We start from the raw sequence: 17,731 nt of genomic DNA, 5'->3' as shown, positions 1-17,731 counted from the left end.
ACGGGGAATGAGAGGGGGTTAAGCAGTCTGATCAACCGTCTTTGTATTACTGCTAGCGTCTGGTTTCATGCCCCAGTTGGGGTATTGCTTTGCGAGGCCATGACATTGGCATGCCGATACCTGGCCCGGCAACGACGCTCGCGCCGGGTCCATCGGAAGTGTGTCGCCAGAACTGATTTGTGCCATACAAAAGCAGGGTAGCGTCAGCTCACAGAGCCTTAGTTCGGGACGCATGTCTGACTTTGCGCCGTTGCTTCATGCAGGCCAGGGCGGCGTATCGCCAAAACTGGCTACCAGATGATCGATAAACCGGCGCAGCTTCAACGTCACATGACGGGCGGACGGATACACCGCGTGGATGGCCAGCGAGACGGTTTGAAACTTGGGTAGCAGGGTGACAAGGTCGCCGCGCGCCAAATGCTCGCCGAATACAAAACTCGGGCCGTAAGTGATGCCCGCACCTTCGAGTGCGGCGGCGAGCAACATTTGGGTATTGTCACTGGAGAGCCGGATTGGTCCATCGAAAGTATGCGTCTCTCCCTTCGCATCGGTTGCCGTCCAGTCGCCTTGCGATACCGCGTTACTGAACACCAGGCGTGGCGCTTGGCGTATGTCATCCAGCGTATGTTTCAACCGATGACGAGTGAGAAATTCCGGCGCGGCGCAGAAAACCATGCGGCAAGGCGCCAGGCGTCTTGCAACCAGATCGGAGTCCAATAGTTTGCCGATGCGGATGGCCACATCGATACCACCGGCCAGCAGGTCCACATACTGATCGTCGAGTCTTACATCGATCGTGACTTCCGGATGCTGATCCAGATAGCGGGCAACGACGCCGCCTAGATGCATCGCGCCAAAGGTCACCGGCGCCGCCACTCGCAGCGGTCCGCGAACGACAATCTGGGCGTCGCTGGCTTCACGGTTCGCCTCGTCGACTTCCTCGAGAATTCGCTGGCAGCGCAGGTAATAAGCGCGCCCTGCATCAGTCAATGTGAGCTTTCGCGTCGAGCGCTGCATAAGCCGCACACCGAGTTCGGCCTCAAGCGCACTCACGTGCTTGCTCGCCATTGAGGGCGACAAGCCAAACTTGCGCGCTGCTGCCGCCAGGCTGCCCTCGGCGGCAGCAGCGACAAAAACACCAAAGCTTATAAAACGGTCCATGGCCCGGCCTGATTATCTCGATTTTTTATCGAGTGATGATAGTAAATCACTCATTGTCGACTGTGCGAGCGAGATCTATTTTGGTTGTCGAGCCGCAGTCATTCGCCGATTGCGGCATCCACAAACGAGGACAGATCATGAAAATTGCAGCCAACGGTATTCAAATCTTTGTTGAAGAGCAGGGTGAGGGCGACCTTCCGCTGGTCTTTCTTCACTACTGGGGCGGTTCGCATAAAACCTGGCGCCACGTCGTAGATAAGCTTTCCGGCAGCTACCGGACGATTACGACCGATCACCGCGGATGGGGAGTTTCTGACGCTCCGGTGAGCGGATACGGCTTCGCCGATCTGGCGGCTGATGCGGAGAGCGTCATCAATGCGCTCAACCTCAAGAAGTACGTGTTGGTCGGCCACTCGATGGGCGGCAAGGTGGCGCAGCTCATCGCATCGCGCCGACCCGCTGGCCTGGCGGGCCTGGTCCTTGTCGCACCCTCGCCACCGCCTGCGGTCGTGCTGCCGCAGGAGATGGCGGAGGCAATGGCCGGTGCCTATCTCACGGCTGAGTCGGTAGGTGCAACGATCGATCACGTGCTGACGGGACGGGTACTTTCTGTGGAGGATCGCGCGCAGGTGATTGAAGACAGTCTGCGCGGCGCGCCGCAGGCCAAGGTGGCGTGGCCTCGTGCCACCATCCTTGAGGACATTTCTGCCCAGGTGCATGCCATCAATGTTCCGACGCTGGTTATCGCCGGCGAACTCGATAAGGTCGACAGCGTAGAGATGCTCAAATCGCATCTGCTGCCGCATATTGCTCATGCTCAAATGGAGGTGCTGGCCGGCACGGGCCACTTGTCACCGCTGGAATCGCCCGCCGAAGTCGCCAACCTTATCACTGAGTTTGTCCGCGACCGCGTGGTTCACTGAAAACTTTTAGCTTTTTGTTTTGCTGGAGCGACGAAGAGGCCATGGATGGCCTTTGGCGTACTCGCTGCGTTTCGCAGACGCCGCGATATCTGCGCCAAGCCAACGATGATGAGCGCGAGAATCACTTAGCCTCAGAGAGCCGAGAATGGGCGGCACGATCCTGGACGTGCACACTGCTTAAACCTAGCTGTTAGAACGCCGATCCGCCAAACGGCATTCTTCTGCCGGAGCAGCCGTTAACTCATGCCACCACTGTTTCCTCGCAAAGACAACTGCGCCTGAAAAGTGATCACGCAAGGTCGGCGAATTTTCCCGCTCCGTTGGCGCAAGAGCGATCGCGCACACAGCGGTTGCTAGGTCATTGTCCGAATTCAAGCCGGCCGTCCCAAATAAGCAAGAACCGCACATCGCCTTCGACAAGACTTGTGCTTGTAGGAGTTCGACTATTGGCTCTGAAGCGGGCCAGGCGTAATAGGACGAAATTTCCGAGGACCAACAGGCACCTTTCATGGGCCACATGTGGGCAGCGATACAGCGCCGCTGACCGTATGTATTCACGCGCTGCAGGAGCTTCACGTATGAATCTGAGTAAATTTCTCGCCGCCACCATGGTGGGTGGCGCGGTCATCGCAGGCGGCGCAGCTCAAGCTGCCGATACCCGTCCTTCGGTGGTTCTGGTTCACGGCGCATTCGTTGATGGCTCGGGCTGGAAGAGTGTCTACGACATTCTCACCCACGACGGCTACAAGGTCAGCATCGTACAAATCCCCACCAGCTCGCTGTCGGACGACGTTGCGTACACCAAACGAGTTCTCGATAAGCAGACCGGACCGGTCGTGCTCGTCGGTCATTCTTACGGCGGTGCGGTGATTACTGAAGCCGGCACCGCTGATAATGTTAAGGCGCTTGTCTACATTACGGCCTTTGCTCCCAACGCTGGTGAGTCCGTCCAGACGCTGATCTCCCATCCCGTTCCGGGCGCGGCGCCGCCGCCGATCCTCCCGCCGGACAATGGCTGGTTGTTGCTGGATAATGCAAAATTCGCCGCGGCTTTTGCTGCTGATCTGCCGCCAAAGACCGCGCAATTCATGGCTGATTCTCAGGTGCCTTGGAATGTTGCGGCGATCGGTGGCGTCATCTCTACGCCTGCATGGAAATCCAAACCGGACTTTTATCTTGTCGTCGATGGTGATCACATGATCCCGGTTGAGGCGCAGCGCGCCATGGCCAAGCAGATGAATGCGACGGTGACGAACGTCAAGGGAAACCACGCCATCTATATGTCGAACCCCAAGGTTGTTGCCGGGATCATCGAACAGGCGGCAAAGCATGTAGAAGCAGGCGCGAAGTAAGTTTTCGGGTGGTGCAGAAGGCTCCGAAAGGAGCCTTCTTTTTTTGCGTTGGAAACCGTAGCGTTTTAGGCAGGCTCGATGTTCGATCGGTCTGTCGTTAGAGAATGGGGTGGCCACATTTGGCGATCATTGGCAAAAGGTCAACGAAATATTTCGATTCTAATCTCTCGGGTCTCATGCAACGAATGCGCTGCTTCTCGATAGTCTGCGTAAAGCAAATAGTAGCGAGTGACGTGTGATCTTTTGTACCGCCACCTCCTATTCGAGAATCCCGGTTTGATCCGCGTCAGATAAAATCAGGCAACCAAAGGCGAATATTGCAGCATAAAGGCGGCAGGGCTAAAGCCTTCTCCATGCAAGTAGGATTCTGACTGGGTCCGGCAACTGCACGCGCGCAGGACAGCAGTGACTATAGCCCGATAGTTTTATGGTATCGCGATTGCGGATTCGGTCAGCATTCTACGTCCATATTCATCCTGCTGGTGTATCCAAAAATGGCAATCAGACCAAAAATTAGTATGTCCGCTTGACTATCGCCCACTTGCTCGGCACCTCCTTACCGTAAGCCTGCTTGCACGGAACCACTAATTTCATTTCTGCGCCCCCTTGTGGGCGATTGTGAAGTGAGAGTTTGGCCTCTAGAGCCTTCGCTCGTTCTTTCATGCCGACAAGACCCCAGTGTCCTGGCAATATTCCTGCCGCCAATACGTAGGCCGGTAGTCCTTCGCCATCGTCACTTACCGTGAGTGTCAATGCGTGTGATGCATATTCAAGAGCGACTAATATATGGCAGGCCTTGGAGTGTATCGCTGCGTTACGTATAGCTTCTCGCGCGATCTCCACAATCTCTTCGAAAGCTTTCGTTTGAAGTTCCCGGAACTCGCCCTTCACCCGTATGTCGAACACGGAGGTCACCCTGAGTGCCCAGTACTCGCCCGCTTTCCGCAACTCACTCAAAAGGTTGGGCTTGTCAGAACTCGTAAGGCGAAGCGCGAGAATACGCTCACGGCCCTCACGCAGGGCAGTCGTTGCGGAGTTTGCCGCACGCTCCATTTCCAGATGGCGTCGATCCAGACCGTCCTGCGACCACGCCTGGATTTGCAGTATAAGGCCCTGCATGGATTGCATTAGCGTGTCGTGCAACTCGCGCGCTATCCGATCCCGCTCATCGTGAACGGCCTCCAGCCGCGAGTGGACACGTGCACGAAGTCGCTTAGAGCGCCACGCGAATAAACCCCATAGCGCGAGCAACAGGGATGCCATACAGAGTGTCTTGAACCATCCTGTCTGGTAGAACGCCGGCGCGATAGTAAAGCTTGCCACTGACGGACGAACGCTCCAGACGCCATCTTCGTTTTCCGCCTCGACTTCAAACTGGTAAGTGCCAGGGCGAAGGTCGGTATACGTCGTCGCGCGCCGGTCGCCCACGGTGATCCAGTCGGGGTCGGAACCTTCAAGCCGATAGCGGAAATTCACTTTATCCGGTCTTGTCAGCGACGCTGCCGTATACATGAAGCGCACCGCATGAACCAGCGCAGGGAATCGGGGCGCTGGCGAAATGCCGTGCAGTATGCCGTCCGAAGCGATCGAAACCACTACCGCGACCGGGGCTATCTCGTTGCGAATCATTTTCCCGGGGTCGACCCACGATACACCTTGGGCACGCGCAGCCCAGATGCGCCCTCCACTTTGAACAAGCGATGGACCCGAACGGAAGCCTATCGTACCGCCTAGCAATCCGTCGTTCTGGTCAAATAGCTCAACGCTTACCTTGTGCGTTGGGTCTTTTTCGGTGAACTTCAGTTCACTGTGTTTTATCAGAAACAGCCCTGACGAAGCATTGATCCATAAATCTCCCTGCGCTGTTTGAGCGATCCCGTCGGCGCTTGCGAAGGTTGTTGGATCTGCTGAGCGTAGAGGCACGAATTGTTGGCTAAGCAGATGTTCCACCCCTTTCGTGCCGGCAGCCCAGACATCTCCGTGCTGCACGCTAAGCGCCAGGATGGCGCCAATGGAAAGGCCATTTGCCGCCGTGTAATTCCTGACGCCTGATTTAGTGATAACGGCAATATGATTATCGGGATAGGTGAACCATATATCGCCATTCTCCCCAGAGAACATCCTTAAAGGGGGGGCTTGAGCCAGTCCAGGAAGCCCAGTACCCGGCAACCAGGCGTTACCCATGAATCGATAAATGCCTTGTATAGACAAAAAAATATAACCACCGCGTGGGTCTGGCAGCATACTCACTGCCGACCTGGGGTCGACATCATCAGGATAGGCGATGCAATCGATCTTTCCTTCTTTCAGCCGGTGGATACAGCCAGCCGATTTATAAGGTGTATTGAACGCGACTCGGGATAGAAACCAGGTGGTTTCGTCATTTCCGCTTGCTATAAACGATGTCGCCCCGTGAAGAGACGGCCATGGCGTTTCGACATCGCCGTTGACACTCATTACGCCGTCATTTTTTGACGAACCAATCCATACGCCACCGTGTAAATCCGGTGCAATAGTCGGGGCCAGGATTTTACCGTAGCTTTCAACCGTGCGTAGTTTGCTAGGTCGAAACTGTAAAAGTCCGCCAATCTCACCCGCCCAGATATTTCCCTCTCGATCCTCGAATAATGCGTTAATAGCCTCGCCGTACGGTGTGCCCTGACGTGCTAATGAATCGGATGACAATGATTTTTCGTTGGATGCTTGAGTTGTCCATCGGAAATGATCGAGGGCATCACTTGTCAACGACCAGATGGATCCTGATGAGTCTTCTATAACCTTGCCATTTACAAACCGTGGATGTATTTCGAAGTAGTTGGACAGTTCTTCAATAAGATCGTGAGCTTTACCTGACTTATTCGTGTCATCGATGTTGTAGATTGATGCTACCAATTTTTTTGGTTCTATAGGCACGAAGCCGGGTTTGCCCGGTTTCTTCATCCATGCGTGTGGCCCGCCATCTATCCAGAGCGAGCCATCGCGCAGCAATCCCATCGACAAGAAATAGCTATTCCCTTCATATCCCTGTTGTGGCCCTATTTGTTCCCACTTTGCGCCGGAGAGATAATAGACGCCTTTCGGTGTGGTTGCCCAAAGAGTCTTATCAGCGTCTCTTACAATCGAGTAAACGGTATTATCTGGCAAGCCATTCGACAAATCAGATATCTGACTCTCGTGTAATCGGCTTATCCCACCAAACGTGTATCCCACCCAGAGGCTGCCGTCGGGATCGACCCAGAGAGCGCTGATGTTTTGCTGAGGTAAGGTTGTGTTGAAAGGTCGATCAAATGTCACGCCATCGAACCTAACCAAACCGTCCGGACAACCCAGCCAGAGCAGTCCATCGGAGGTTTGTGCGATGACATTCACTTGGCCTGGCGCCCCCTCTCTAGGCCCGTACTCGGTAACCGTGAAATCTTTCAGGGGTCGGTTCAGGTGCTCTACGAGTGATCGTTGCAAATCCACCGGCGCGGCGATCGATAGCTGGAGCGATGGGTCTGCACGGACACAAAGAGGCGCAGCAGTGACGAAGCACGCCAGCAACCATGCCGTTGATGCGTGTCGTACAAGACCCAGAACCCTAGCAAACCCCATCCTTTTGCCCCCGACATACCAAAAGCTCCAACGGGAGCTGACGTGGTTGAATGATCGGATAAGGACATCAGTTATTTCAGGCGCAGAAAAAGCCCAACTCGCTGTAGAACGACCGATTTTACTGGCAACTGACTAAATACCCGATGACGAAAACGCGGGAAACTTGTCTACGTTTTTGCGCAGTGCTCCAGCTCCGAAGTTATGTCGTTAAACGCCGGCACTGTGACGTGAGATAGCGAGTTGGCGCATCCCCCACTCGGGGTACTCCAGATCGACTATCCACGTCATCCCTCGGATATTCGCGGCGCAGAAAAGCTCTCATTTGATGGCTGGAGAAGGCCCGATCCGATGGACGAATGGGAAACTGGGTCATGGCGTACCCGGACGGTGGCCACGAGGCGTTTTCGTTATGCGTAGTGCGTGGCGTCCGCCGTTGACGAAGACATATGGGTGTCCCGTCCGGCTCATTTTGGCGCATTTCGGCATGTAAGCGCAGCCAGATGCTGCAACGCAAGTATCTCGTCACTTGATGGTGACGCGCCATATTCACGGCAAATGTGCGATTCAATCCTTCAGCGCCATATGTCCTCTATGGTGGAGTGATGAGGAGATTTTGTACGTCGAAGGCGGTGCTAAATGTCTTTTAGCGTCGTCGGTAAAATAAGCATCCGAAGACTGGAGAAAGAAATCAGAAGATCGGTGGATAGTTATCGTGAGATGAACGTCGATATTTGGCACGAAGATTTCTGTGATATGGCAGTCCTAAAATGAGTATTTTAATCATCCTGCGCGATGTCGCCTGAGTAAAATGTTGACTGGGGCATCTTGTATTTCTTGCATCAAGGCAGCGTCAGCATTGCTGCGACGGCCAGAGAGCCTAGAAGGCCAGCCCGGTGACAATTCCCGGACATCGGTAAATTTCTTTCAGAGAGCCTCCGTTAAAAGGCACCCTGTATATTCGTCCGCTCAGGTCACCCACGTAGACTTTTCGTTCCGCCTTGTTGATGGCCAAGCCAATGCCTTCCTGAAGACCGATTGCCAGGACCACGTGATCCATCAAACCGTCAGGGGTAATAGCTGCTCGGTTCACGCTATTACCTCCTTCGAGGTTGCCTCTGTCTGTCCAGTAAAGATGATGACGTTCGTGATCGATTTCGAGGTCAATGGGCTCAGGAAGTCTGTCGATTAGCAGTTCGACATCTTGACGTGTTTCGGCGGTCGCATTGTGCGGCATGTCTAGCTGCATGCGAAAAATGCGTCCCAGCCCGGCATCTGGCGATCCCTTCTGCGTCCAATATACGTAGCCGTTGAGGCGATCCAACGCGATGCCGACACAGTGACGCAGATCGTCTGCGCTCTCATTGGGCCATCGCCCTGTGTGCAGGAGTACCGTTAGCTCGCTGCCGTCGGTCCGGCATCGCATGACCGCCATCCCTTCGCGATCACAGAAGTAAAGCAGCCCATTGTCGGCATCAAGCTGCAACTGCTTTGGCGTAACGATTTGTCCTTTTTTAACCAGGACCGCGTGATTTGAACCATCGAGGTCACAGCGTTCAATCGTGCCGTCTCGATCAAAGAATTTCTCGCCGGTATTTGGACGAGATCCCATATTCGTCCAGTAGATGGAATTGCCAGGTTGGTCTATTTGCACGCCATCCAGGACTCCGTCCAGGTTCGAAGCAATGATTCTGGCGGATTTCTCATCGGTATCTATAGCCAGAATTTGAGGCGGATAGCCTTGCAGGGCAAAAAGGCTATTTACGTTGGCGTTGGATGGCGCGTTGGTCATCGAATGTTTCCTTTTCCCTCGTTTTGGGATTGATGATTTTGATTGATTCGGCCGCGGTCTTATATGTCACGTGCCCGCTCGCTGACGCCGTGCTACGGTTTTAGCTCGACCGGGTTCAGTTCCGGGCGCAACTTGCTTGAGGATGCGAAAAACCATTCCTCGTTGGACCGTTATGTCTTCGAGCGGAGTTCCTTCGACGGGGATACTCTGCGACTGTCCTGTTCCGATAAACGTGGTCGCTCCAATCGCCTCATGCATTGTGACTAAGGGGCTACGGGATTCTTGTTCGTTTTGTCGATACGTGGCGAAAATGATCACGATCAATCTTCGCTGCGTCGGTATACCCAAACGAGGGATTGAAGGCGCAATCGTGGCGAGTGATAGTCGGATCCCGACCGCGCTTGGGAGCGATGAGCAACGAGATGGCCAGTGTTGATTAGCGTGACGGTTTCGCCAAAAACGTATTTGGTGTTGACAGTAGCTGCAGCCAAAAGCCAACTGTCGTTTCCGCTTTATTGAGCCGACCAAGGCGTACCGGATTGCCTACCGTTAACGCTAGACAAAAGTGCTCAGCGATTCTTCGACCGAGCGAAAAGGGTTGGTTGGCCATGAAAAAGTCAGCGCAGTGATAAGCAACGTCCTATCAGAACGGTTTGTGCGCCCATTTCAATAATGGCGCCAAGAAAATCGGTCAGAACTGACATTCGAAGGGAGGTGTCATGCGCACGCGAACCGGTAAAAATGGGTTGATACTCATCGTGGAGGATCACCAACTTGTCGCACGTGTCATCGGCGAAACGTTTGAACAGAGGAATTATTCGGTCGACTACGCTTCAGATGGAACGACTGGGCTTCATTTGGCCGTCTGCGGTCTCTACGAAGCAATAATACTTGACCTGACTTTGCCGGGAATCAACGGATTGGAGTTATGTCAAAAGCTGCGACAGGTTCATAAAAAATCCACTCCCATACTGATGCTGAGCGGCCGCGATACGCTTGACGACAAGATCGCCGGATTGGAGGCTGGGGCGGATGACTATCTGGTCAAGCCTTTTGATCTGGCTGAGTTGGAAGGCCGTGTTCGAGCTCTGATTCGGCGCTACCGTGGACAGGTGGTCACCGGCGTATTTACCGTGGCTGATATGACGCTCGATAGTTCAACCGGAGTCGTAACGCGTGCAGGTAAATTCCTCACTCTGTCGCCCATGGGTTTAAGGCTGCTTAAAATCTTGATGCGTAAGTCACCTAACTATGTGACACGGGAAGAGATCGAGCGTGAAATTTGGGGTGACACCCCGCCAGACACCGATACGCTTCGTTCCCACATTTACACGCTCCGCAGCGCCGTTGACAAACCGTTTTCTCAGCCACTGCTTCAAACGATTCCTTACAAGGGCTGTTTTGGATTGGTCCCTCCGGAGTACGTCCCTGCATTGCGCTCCTCACTGGGTCGTATGAGTACAAATAAACCGAAAGCGTCTTTGATGCTAAGAGCTGGTCAGAAGTAGAGTTTCTATCGAAGAAGCGCTGCATGAGTGTATCGAGGTTCAATGAAAAGCAGATCGTCTATGTCCTCAATGACGTCGAGCTTTGTCAGACGTGTACGCGAGTGCCTCAGGCACGATTTCAGCCAGCTGATACATGACTCATGGGAGAACAACCCGTTTCTGGCATATTTGCAACGTTGTTTGAGTGGTGATGGCATGTTGTGCGGCCAAAGAACTCATCATCTATCGGCGATGTCTCCCTCAAACGAGTAACGCTCCAATCTTTTTTTGGAGGCAGAATAGATGTGTTGGCAACCTGCGTTTCTGAAAGCAAATTTGAGGAAAACCAATGATCGCACCGGACTTTTGGCGATGGTTGTCACGGTCCATTTCGGAAACGGGTAGGGAACACATCGAAAGATCGGGCAGGTTTTGTCATGAGCGAGATAGACCACTGCATCTATGTCATTGATAGCGACCCGCGCATGCGTGGGCACTTGCTCAGGCTGTTGGCAGCTTATGCCATGAGCGCAGTTGCCTTCGACGAAGTCGACACGTTCTTTGCCGAGGCGCGACCGGATCTGCCCGGTTGTCTGATCCTTGGTTCTTGTTCACCTACGCCGAGTGAGCTCAACGCCCGCTGTCAAGAAGCTAATCTTAGGTGTCCGCCGATCGTCTACATCACGCGTGGCGCGGACGTTCTGTCGGCCGTGCGGGTAATGCGGGCAGGAGCTATCGATGTTCTCACTCGTCCGGTGTCGAAGGATGCGTTGCTGGCGGCAGTCCACGAAGGTTTATCGCGTGATCGTGAGGAACGGTTCCTTCAGCAAGAGTTGCGGGTGCTGCGACAACGCCAAATGCGACTGACGTCGCGCGAAGTTCAAGTATTTAAGCTCGTGGTAGAAGGAAAGCTCAACAAACAGTCGGCCTGGGAACTTGGCATCAGCCAGTCCACCCTTCAGGCGCACCGCGGTCGGCTGATGCACAAGATGAAGGCGCAATCGCTGGCTGACCTCGTCCGCATGGCTTCCATGCTTGGACTGACGCAATGGGGCGTAGAGGTAAGATCGATGATGGCCCGTTCGGCCCAGTAAGACTTACCGAAGGTCAGGCGGGCGGATTTGCTTGGATACAGTCTTCATCGCGCTTTCCTGGATTCTAGATGGGCGAACGCGTGCGGGAATGGCGCGTGTCGAAGATAGAATTCGATGAAGGTGATTCACGCTGGGACACCGAACGCGCCCGTGTTGGCGCAGCCCTTCAATAAATCGGTGCGCGCTGACGGTCGCAGTAAATGATGCGGTGGAGAAATTGCTTGACCTGTTCGCCCTGGCCGAGAGCGACCAGCTCAGCAGCGGTGAGTCCACCTAGAGAATCGATACGGTCGTCGGTAAACCACTGGCTACGAAGCTCGAGGCTTTCCTCGACGCGCGCCGCCAGTTGCAGGATGGTGACGCGTTCCCGCGAGTGCGATGGCTGAATATCTTCCTTGAGCTGCAAATCTTGGAATAGACGGTGGAGACCGTCTAGGCGACGGACAGAAGTGGTCATCGGTCGTCCCCAATGATTGACTGTGATCTTATTTTGCGTAGCGCGTTCCTGATGGGCTTGTGCAATTTGAATCCAGCGCGCCTATTCGATCGGAATCGGAGAGGTGAGCTCAGAAAGTCGTCGGCACGAACGCCTCATCGATCGATGCTCGCTCACCCTCATAACGAAATTGGTAACCGTTCGTTATGATTTTTTGCGCACCTGTACACGAAAGATCTCGGAAATTCGTAGAACCTCATTTGAGGGATGCAAACAATCCCCAGGAGGGGATGGCGGCAAAGGCCCCCAGATTTTATTGTTTTTTTACAGACGAATAGCTTCTGGAGGCTTTCTGTGCGCCTTATTGCAAATATGCCGCCAACTCGCCCGGCGAGAGTAAATGGATCCAACGCGGTGGCCTACCTGACGAAGACTGACGCAGGCTGCCTTATGAGCCTGGTCCTTTATGTCAGTGATCAGCGGATTGTCGGGGGGCGCCTTATGAAAAGTGATCTGGAGCCGACGTGTGAGGCGATGGTTAGCGCGCGACTTCAAACGCTTGCCGCTCGGCTTTCGCTTGAATCATCGCCTTCTTCGGCTATAGGCGATCACGTCCAAAAGGCTGCCCGCGTGCTCGAGTTTGCCTTGCGAAAAAAACGCCCTGCCGAAGAGTGCGTACTCTCGGCAAAGATCTTGCGCATAGCCAAAGAAATATTGTCTTCGGAGCTGAGTCGGCCCATCCATATGCCGGAGGTGGCCAATGCGTGCGGTATCTCTGAAGGTCATCTGCGTCGGGCATTCCGAACCTGTACTGGCGTATCGCCGCGGCAGTGGCGACAGGAAAGGCGGCTGCAGTTTTGCCGCAAAGAATTGGTTGAGACCAACAGGCCTCTGGCACATATTTCGCGAGAGGCAGGCTTTGTTGTGCAGAGCCATTTCAGTCGTGTTTTTATCCAGTCCACCGGTATGAGCCCGAGCGAATGGAGGCGTGTGTTCCAGAGCGCGTCAAAAGCCGGCAATGCAGCTTTTGTCAAATAAGGCCTACAAAAACCACGAGCTGAGGAGTTTTCGATGAGCACGACGGATCACCAGCCGGTCTATCTTCCTCGTCAAGACGAAGCCATCGATCCCGTTCTTGAGGAATTGGGTAGCATTCTGCTCGATTGTCTACGGCTGAATCGTTCCAGCGCCAAGGCCACTAACCACATTTTGGATGCGATCAACGCCCGTGTGCGGGAAACACATATATCCGAACGATTACCTTCTCGAACTGACCAGTCGCTTCAGCCTTGGCAAGAAATCATGGCCACCGGGCTGTTGCTCGCCCCATCTAGCGATCGAACTACGATTCAGACCATTGCTGTCGCCTGCGGTGTCACAACAACGCAATTTTCTCGAGCGTTCAAAGCTCAATTTGGTCAGTCGCCGCAACAATGGCGGCTTGATGCGCGCATCGAACGTGCCAAGAAACTCATGCATGAAACAACACTGTCCCTTACCACTATTGCGATCGAATGCGGGTTTGCAGAACAAAGCCACTTCAATCACACTTTTCTCAAGCGGGTCGGAATCAGCCCGAGCGCATGGCGAAAACAGCGCGCACAGATCGAAGCTTCAACGCATATTCTGGACGGTGAGATGGCGTGACATCCATCAATGATCCCATTCGCATCCTTATCGTCGATGATCATCCTCTTATGCGTGAGGGGGTCCGATCGGTGCTGTCGTCCTGTCCCGACATGATTGTTGTGGGTGAAGCAGGGGATGGTGAAACGGCGATCAGCCAATTCCGCGACCTGCGCCCCGATGTCACGCTGATGGATCTGCAATTACCGGTCAAGACTGGCGTCGAAGCTATCGAGGCCATTCGGCAAGAGTTTCCCGGCGCGGTAGTGGTGGTGCTCTCGACGTTCAAGACAGACGTCCAGGCGATCCGCGCGCTTCGTGCAGGAGCTCGCGGCTACCTCCTCAAAGACACGCTTTCTTCGGACCTGACCAAGACCGTGCGCGCAGTGCATGCTGGACGCCGGTATGTGTCGGAGGTGATCGCGGAAGCCATTGCGACTCACGTCAATGATGACGCCTTGACTGGGCGCGAAATTGCAGTGCTAAAGGTGGTGGCCGAGGGTAATTCCAACTCCGACGCTGCCCAGCTACTTTCCGTCAGCCTCGAAACCGTCAAACAGCATATGAAGAACATAGCTGCCAAGCTCGGGACGTACGATCGTGCACATGCTGTGGCCATCGCGATCAAGCGCGGAATCATTGATCCCTGATCGCGCTGATTGACTCAAAGTTGCCCGGTTTGGATCAACGCAGCTTTTCCAGTCAAGAAGAAAGACGGAGACGGAGCCATCTTGAGTCTGGCTCGGTTCGTCGATGAGCGACGGCCGCTTTACTTGAGGAGAACCCCGTGGACAAGCTCACGACTGCTTTCGGCGCACCGGTACCCGACGATGACAATACCATGACCGCGGGATCGCGCGGTCCGGTGCTTCTTCAAGATGTCTGGTTTCTCGAAAAGATGGCCCACTTCGATCGGGAAGTCATTCCTGAACGACGCATGCACGCCAAGGGGGCTGGAGCCTTCGGTACTTTTACCGTCACGCACGACATTACGCGTTATACCCGTGCGAAGCTGTTTTCCGAAGTGGGCAAGAAGACCGATGTGGTTGCACGTTTTTCCACAGTGGCTGGAGAGCGCGGTGCAGCGGATGCCGAGCGCGATATTCGCGGATTTGCGCTGAAGTTCTACACGGAAGAGGGTAACTGGGATCTGGTCGGTAACAACACGCCGGTGTTTTTTATTCGTGATCCCCTGAAGTTTCCCGACCTCAACCATGCGATCAAGCGCGACCCGCGCACCGGCCTGCGCAGCGCGGACAACAACTGGGACTACTGGACGCTGCTCCCCGAGGCGATCCATCAGATCACCGTGGTGATGAGCGACCGCGGCATACCGCGGTCGTTTAGGCATATGCATGGGTTTGGAAGTCACACTTTCAGCTTTATCAATGCCGCCAATGAACGCTTCTGGGTGAAATTTACCTTGAAGACTCAGCAGGGCATCGAGAATCTCACTGATGACGAAGCAGCCCAAGTCATCAGCGGCGATCGCGAAAGCAATCAGCGGGATCTTTACGAAGCCATCGAGAAAAAGGATTTTCCTCGCTGGACGATGTATGTCCAGATCATGCCCGAAGGTGACGCGGAGAGGGTTTCCTATAACCCGTTCGATCTGACAAAGGTGTGGCCACACGCGGATTACCCGCTGATCGAAGTGGGTTTTTTTGAGTTGAATCGGAATGCGGAGAACTACTTTCAAGATATTGAACAAGTTGCTTTTGCGCCGGCCGTTGTTGTGCCGGGCATTGGCTTCTCTCCGGACAAGATGCTGCAAGGCCGGCTGTTCTCGTACGGCGACGCGCAACGCTACAGGCTAGGTGTCAACTACGCTCAGATACCTGTCAACGCGGCGCGTTGCCCAGTCCACTCCTATCATCGCGACGGCGCCATGCGAGTTGATGGCAACGGCGGTGGGACTACGCATTATTCACCTAACAGCCGAGGCGCGCTGCAGCCGCAGCCGGCATTTGCGGAGCCTGCGTTCGCTGCAGGCCAGGTTGCTACCCGCTGGAACCATCGCGAAGATACCGACTACTACTCGCAGCCCAGGCGTCTGTTCGAGTTGCTGAGTCAGAGCGAACGGGAACGTCTCTTCGAGAACACTGCGCGTGCGATGCAGGGAGCAAGCGCACCCGTCAAGCAACGTCATGTGGACAACTGCACTCGTGTCCACGCTGATTACGGGACGGGTGTGGCGAATGCGTTGGCCAGGATTGTCTAGCTGCAGAACGAAAAAACGAAAGAAGCTCGCCTTGCCTGCGGCCTTCTTTCGTTTTGCAACATGCTTAAAGCATTGATGTTCAATATAGACAGTGCTTATAGGAGATAAGTGGTTCGTGCCAACAGACCACTCAGGACTAATAAGACTGTGCCAGAAACAACGTATTGAGCCGATCGACAAAACCATGCTCATCAGGGCCGGCATTGTTGCGGCAAGCTGCTGCTTCTTTCACCAGCACTTCAGCCGCGTCCGTGGCAAGCATTTGCATGGTCTGCGCGATAAACGAGTCTAGCGGCATTGCCAAAGGATGATCGGGAGATCCGGCGAGGCCGTTTCCCACCCAGGGCGGGATGATCTCCTGGACCGTGACTGAGCTTTCCTTGAGCAAAAAACGCTGCGAGAGGATATATGAATGCAGCGCCGCCTTTGTGGCCGAGTAGATGGCAAACAGCGCAATTGGCGCAAAGCCCAGGGTAGAGCTTGTATAGACGATGTGTGCTCTGGGCTGGCGCCGCAGGTGCGGCATTAGCGCCGATGTGAGACGGACGGGCCCGAGCAGATTAACCGCAACTTGCGTGGTGGTGTCAGCCTCATCCATGCGATGTCCGGGGTCATCACCAAGCATGGTCGCGGAGCTATTGATGAGTACATTGAGCTTGGGGTGATCTCGCAAAAGCGCGGCACTTGCTTCAGTCACCGATGATGGATCGGTGATATCGAGTTCGAGTGTCGCCATGCCTGGATGGGCATGCGCGACCGCATCGAGCTGATCGCGTCGGCGTCCCGCCACGACCACCTGATTGCCAAGCTCGTGAAATGCCTTGGCCAATCCCGCACCGATGCCCGAGCGGCCGCCGGTGATAAGGACCGTGTTCCCGGTCAATTCCATGACAAAAGCTTCCGGTGATATTAGGCGGGCCAGCCAGACTGGCGAATGACTTGGCAGAAATTGCCGCGGACGAAGTTGGGATCCTTATCGGCCAATACATCGGCCTTTACGTTGCCAAACGTTGTCTCAGGCTTGTGCTTGATGCCATCATAAAACGCCTGGATGATGTCTTCCTTGAACTTCAGCGTTCGTGGGTACGCCCGAACGACCTGGTCACGCTCTTCGGGGGCGAACTCGGCGTAAGTCAGGCCAAGCACGTCCATTTCGACGCCGGCGGTGACCAGAGCGATGACCGGATGCATGTGGCAGGGAACGCCCGGCGTAGTGTGGAGGGCGATGCCCGTCCACACCAGATCGATATCCGATTTGTCGATGCCATGACGGGTCAGGAAGTCACGCGCGGCGTTGGCGCCGTCAACTTCGAAACGTTCGGTGTCCGAACTATAAGACCTAAGCAGGCCCATATCGTGAAACATGGCGCCCGCGTAGAGAAGTTCAGGATCGAACTTCAGTCCCTGGCGGTTCCCCTGAAGTGCGCCGAAATAGTAGACGCGTGACGAATGATTGAACAAAAGCTCCGTACTCGCGTCGCGCACCAGCTCGGTGATCTCTCGGGCGAGCTGACTGTCGGGAACGTGGATGCCGTTGATAAGGGGGGCCATGGCGCACTCCATTGAGGGGACAGATGGCGCACGAGGCCGGCGTGACAAAACATCAACGCATTTCTGGAAGAGAAAATTTTCTCTGTCCAGTCCGTGAGGCACTCGGCGGCGATGTTTTCTAGGCTCCGCTCCCTCTTGCATCAAGACTTGTCTCTAATCGATCTTCTTATCTGGATTGATTGCAGGTTTTTGCGTTAACCCCAAAAGACCATCTTGCACTCGTTACCCGGATCTCCAGGCACAGCAGCGAGGCATTTTGGTTGCATGAGCCCAATCGCCACGAATTCATGTTGGTTTTGTATTCTTGCTGGGTAAAACGATCAATCGGCCGCGCGAGTCTCTCGTCAAATTATCCCCGAGGTGCGTTTGCTATCACGTCCAGCTAATGGACGCCAGACTGCAGCCGCTCGTCAAGCAAGCCGCGTTATCGCAATTTGTTTTCGCTTTTGGCTAGAACGCTGGAGCGCTGCGGCCACCGGCTGGCAAGTTATCCATGT

At 54.7% G+C, this 17,731-nt stretch carries 14 protein-coding genes; 8 read left to right on the top strand and 6 right to left on the bottom strand.

Annotation, left to right across the window (positions count from 1 at the left end; genetic code table 11):
* Positions 1-255 precede the first annotated feature (255 nt).
* Positions 256-1,161, bottom strand: a complete 906-nt coding sequence (locus HDE78_RS02170) for a LysR family transcriptional regulator (protein ID WP_179476866.1) — start codon at positions 1,159-1,161, stop codon at positions 256-258.
* 137 nt (positions 1,162-1,298) lie between these two features.
* Between HDE78_RS02170 and HDE78_RS02165 the strand changes: the two genes are divergently transcribed.
* Together HDE78_RS02165 and HDE78_RS02160 are read left to right on the top strand one after the other, a co-directional pair.
* On the top strand, positions 1,299-2,084 hold the full coding sequence (locus HDE78_RS02165) for an alpha/beta hydrolase (protein ID WP_179476865.1): 786 nt from the start codon (positions 1,299-1,301) through the stop codon (positions 2,082-2,084).
* 578 nt (positions 2,085-2,662) lie between these two features.
* Positions 2,663-3,436, top strand: a complete 774-nt coding sequence (locus HDE78_RS02160; protein WP_179476864.1) for an alpha/beta hydrolase — start codon at positions 2,663-2,665, stop codon at positions 3,434-3,436.
* Between the two features lie 513 nt (positions 3,437-3,949).
* On the opposite strand, the gene HDE78_RS02155 is transcribed toward HDE78_RS02160, so the two are convergent.
* The gene (locus tag HDE78_RS02155) at positions 3,950-6,805 is read right to left on the bottom strand and encodes a sensor histidine kinase (protein ID WP_179476863.1); all 2,856 of its coding nucleotides are present in this window, start codon (positions 6,803-6,805) and stop codon (positions 3,950-3,952) included.
* A 1,102-nt stretch (positions 6,806-7,907) separates the two neighbouring features.
* Positions 7,908-8,819 carry a hypothetical protein gene (locus tag HDE78_RS02150; RefSeq protein ID WP_179476862.1) on the bottom strand — a complete coding sequence of 304 codons (912 nt, stop codon included), beginning with the start codon at positions 8,817-8,819 and terminating at the stop codon, positions 7,908-7,910.
* 719 nt (positions 8,820-9,538) lie between these two features.
* Here HDE78_RS02150 and HDE78_RS02145 point away from each other — a divergent pair.
* Both HDE78_RS02145 and HDE78_RS02140 read left to right on the top strand, forming a co-directional pair.
* Positions 9,539-10,327 carry a response regulator transcription factor gene (locus HDE78_RS02145; RefSeq protein ID WP_179476861.1) on the top strand — a complete coding sequence of 263 codons (789 nt, stop codon included), beginning with the start codon at positions 9,539-9,541 and terminating at the stop codon, positions 10,325-10,327.
* Between the two features lie 416 nt (positions 10,328-10,743).
* On the top strand, positions 10,744-11,400 hold the full coding sequence (locus HDE78_RS02140) for a LuxR C-terminal-related transcriptional regulator (RefSeq protein WP_179476860.1): 657 nt from the start codon (positions 10,744-10,746) through the stop codon (positions 11,398-11,400).
* A 166-nt stretch (positions 11,401-11,566) separates the two neighbouring features.
* Here HDE78_RS02140 and HDE78_RS02135 read toward each other — a convergent pair whose 3' ends face one another.
* On the bottom strand, positions 11,567-11,857 hold the full coding sequence (locus tag HDE78_RS02135; protein ID WP_179476859.1) for a hypothetical protein: 291 nt from the start codon (positions 11,855-11,857) through the stop codon (positions 11,567-11,569).
* Between the two features lie 429 nt (positions 11,858-12,286).
* Between HDE78_RS02135 and HDE78_RS02130 the strand changes: the two genes are divergently transcribed.
* The 4 genes from HDE78_RS02130 (at position 12,287) to HDE78_RS02115 (ending at position 15,683) form a co-directional block, all read left to right on the top strand.
* A complete protein-coding gene (locus tag HDE78_RS02130; protein WP_179476858.1) occupies positions 12,287-12,874 on the top strand; it encodes a helix-turn-helix transcriptional regulator in 588 nt (195 codons plus the stop codon).
* Between the two features lie 33 nt (positions 12,875-12,907).
* On the top strand, positions 12,908-13,483 hold the full coding sequence (locus tag HDE78_RS02125; protein WP_179476857.1) for an AraC family transcriptional regulator: 576 nt from the start codon (positions 12,908-12,910) through the stop codon (positions 13,481-13,483).
* A gap of 23 nt (positions 13,484-13,506) precedes the next feature.
* Positions 13,507-14,112, top strand: a complete 606-nt coding sequence (locus tag HDE78_RS02120) for a response regulator transcription factor (protein ID WP_343205652.1) — start codon at positions 13,507-13,509, stop codon at positions 14,110-14,112.
* Between the two features lie 137 nt (positions 14,113-14,249).
* Positions 14,250-15,683, top strand: a complete 1,434-nt coding sequence (locus tag HDE78_RS02115) for a catalase (protein WP_179476855.1) — start codon at positions 14,250-14,252, stop codon at positions 15,681-15,683.
* Positions 15,684-15,819: 136 nt separating this feature from the next.
* Here HDE78_RS02115 and HDE78_RS02110 read toward each other — a convergent pair whose 3' ends face one another.
* On the bottom strand, positions 15,820-16,572 hold the full coding sequence (locus HDE78_RS02110; RefSeq protein ID WP_179476854.1) for an SDR family NAD(P)-dependent oxidoreductase: 753 nt from the start codon (positions 16,570-16,572) through the stop codon (positions 15,820-15,822).
* 20 nt (positions 16,573-16,592) lie between these two features.
* On the bottom strand, positions 16,593-17,234 hold the full coding sequence (locus tag HDE78_RS02105; RefSeq protein WP_179476853.1) for an HD domain-containing protein: 642 nt from the start codon (positions 17,232-17,234) through the stop codon (positions 16,593-16,595).
* Between the last annotated feature and the right edge of the window lie 497 nt (positions 17,235-17,731).

Origin of the sequence: Rhodanobacter sp. K2T2 (genome assembly GCF_013408815.1) — a bacterium.
Lineage (GTDB): Bacteria > Pseudomonadota > Gammaproteobacteria > Xanthomonadales > Rhodanobacteraceae > Rhodanobacter.
The sequence above is the reverse complement of the archived record's forward strand: the minus strand, read 5'-3'. Positions and strand labels throughout refer to the sequence as shown.

Excerpts from the sequence above, each read along its gene's own strand:
- HDE78_RS02170 (WP_179476866.1), bottom strand. The coding sequence starts at position 1,161 with ATGGACCGTTTTATAAGCTTTGGTGTTTTTGTCGCTGCTGCCGCCGAG.
- HDE78_RS02165 (WP_179476865.1), top strand. The coding sequence starts at position 1,299 with ATGAAAATTGCAGCCAACGGTATTCAAATCTTTGTTGAAGAGCAGGGT.
- HDE78_RS02160 (WP_179476864.1), top strand. The coding sequence starts at position 2,663 with ATGAATCTGAGTAAATTTCTCGCCGCCACCATGGTGGGTGGCGCGGTC.
- HDE78_RS02150 (WP_179476862.1), bottom strand. The coding sequence starts at position 8,819 with ATGACCAACGCGCCATCCAACGCCAACGTAAATAGCCTTTTTGCCCTG.
- HDE78_RS02145 (WP_179476861.1), top strand. The coding sequence starts at position 9,539 with ATGCGCACGCGAACCGGTAAAAATGGGTTGATACTCATCGTGGAGGAT.
- HDE78_RS02140 (WP_179476860.1), top strand. The coding sequence starts at position 10,744 with ATGAGCGAGATAGACCACTGCATCTATGTCATTGATAGCGACCCGCGC.
- HDE78_RS02135 (WP_179476859.1), bottom strand. The coding sequence starts at position 11,857 with ATGACCACTTCTGTCCGTCGCCTAGACGGTCTCCACCGTCTATTCCAA.
- HDE78_RS02130 (WP_179476858.1), top strand. The coding sequence starts at position 12,287 with ATGAGCCTGGTCCTTTATGTCAGTGATCAGCGGATTGTCGGGGGGCGC.
- HDE78_RS02125 (WP_179476857.1), top strand. The coding sequence starts at position 12,908 with ATGAGCACGACGGATCACCAGCCGGTCTATCTTCCTCGTCAAGACGAA.
- HDE78_RS02110 (WP_179476854.1), bottom strand. The coding sequence starts at position 16,572 with ATGGAATTGACCGGGAACACGGTCCTTATCACCGGCGGCCGCTCGGGC.
- HDE78_RS02105 (WP_179476853.1), bottom strand. The coding sequence starts at position 17,234 with ATGGCCCCCCTTATCAACGGCATCCACGTTCCCGACAGTCAGCTCGCC.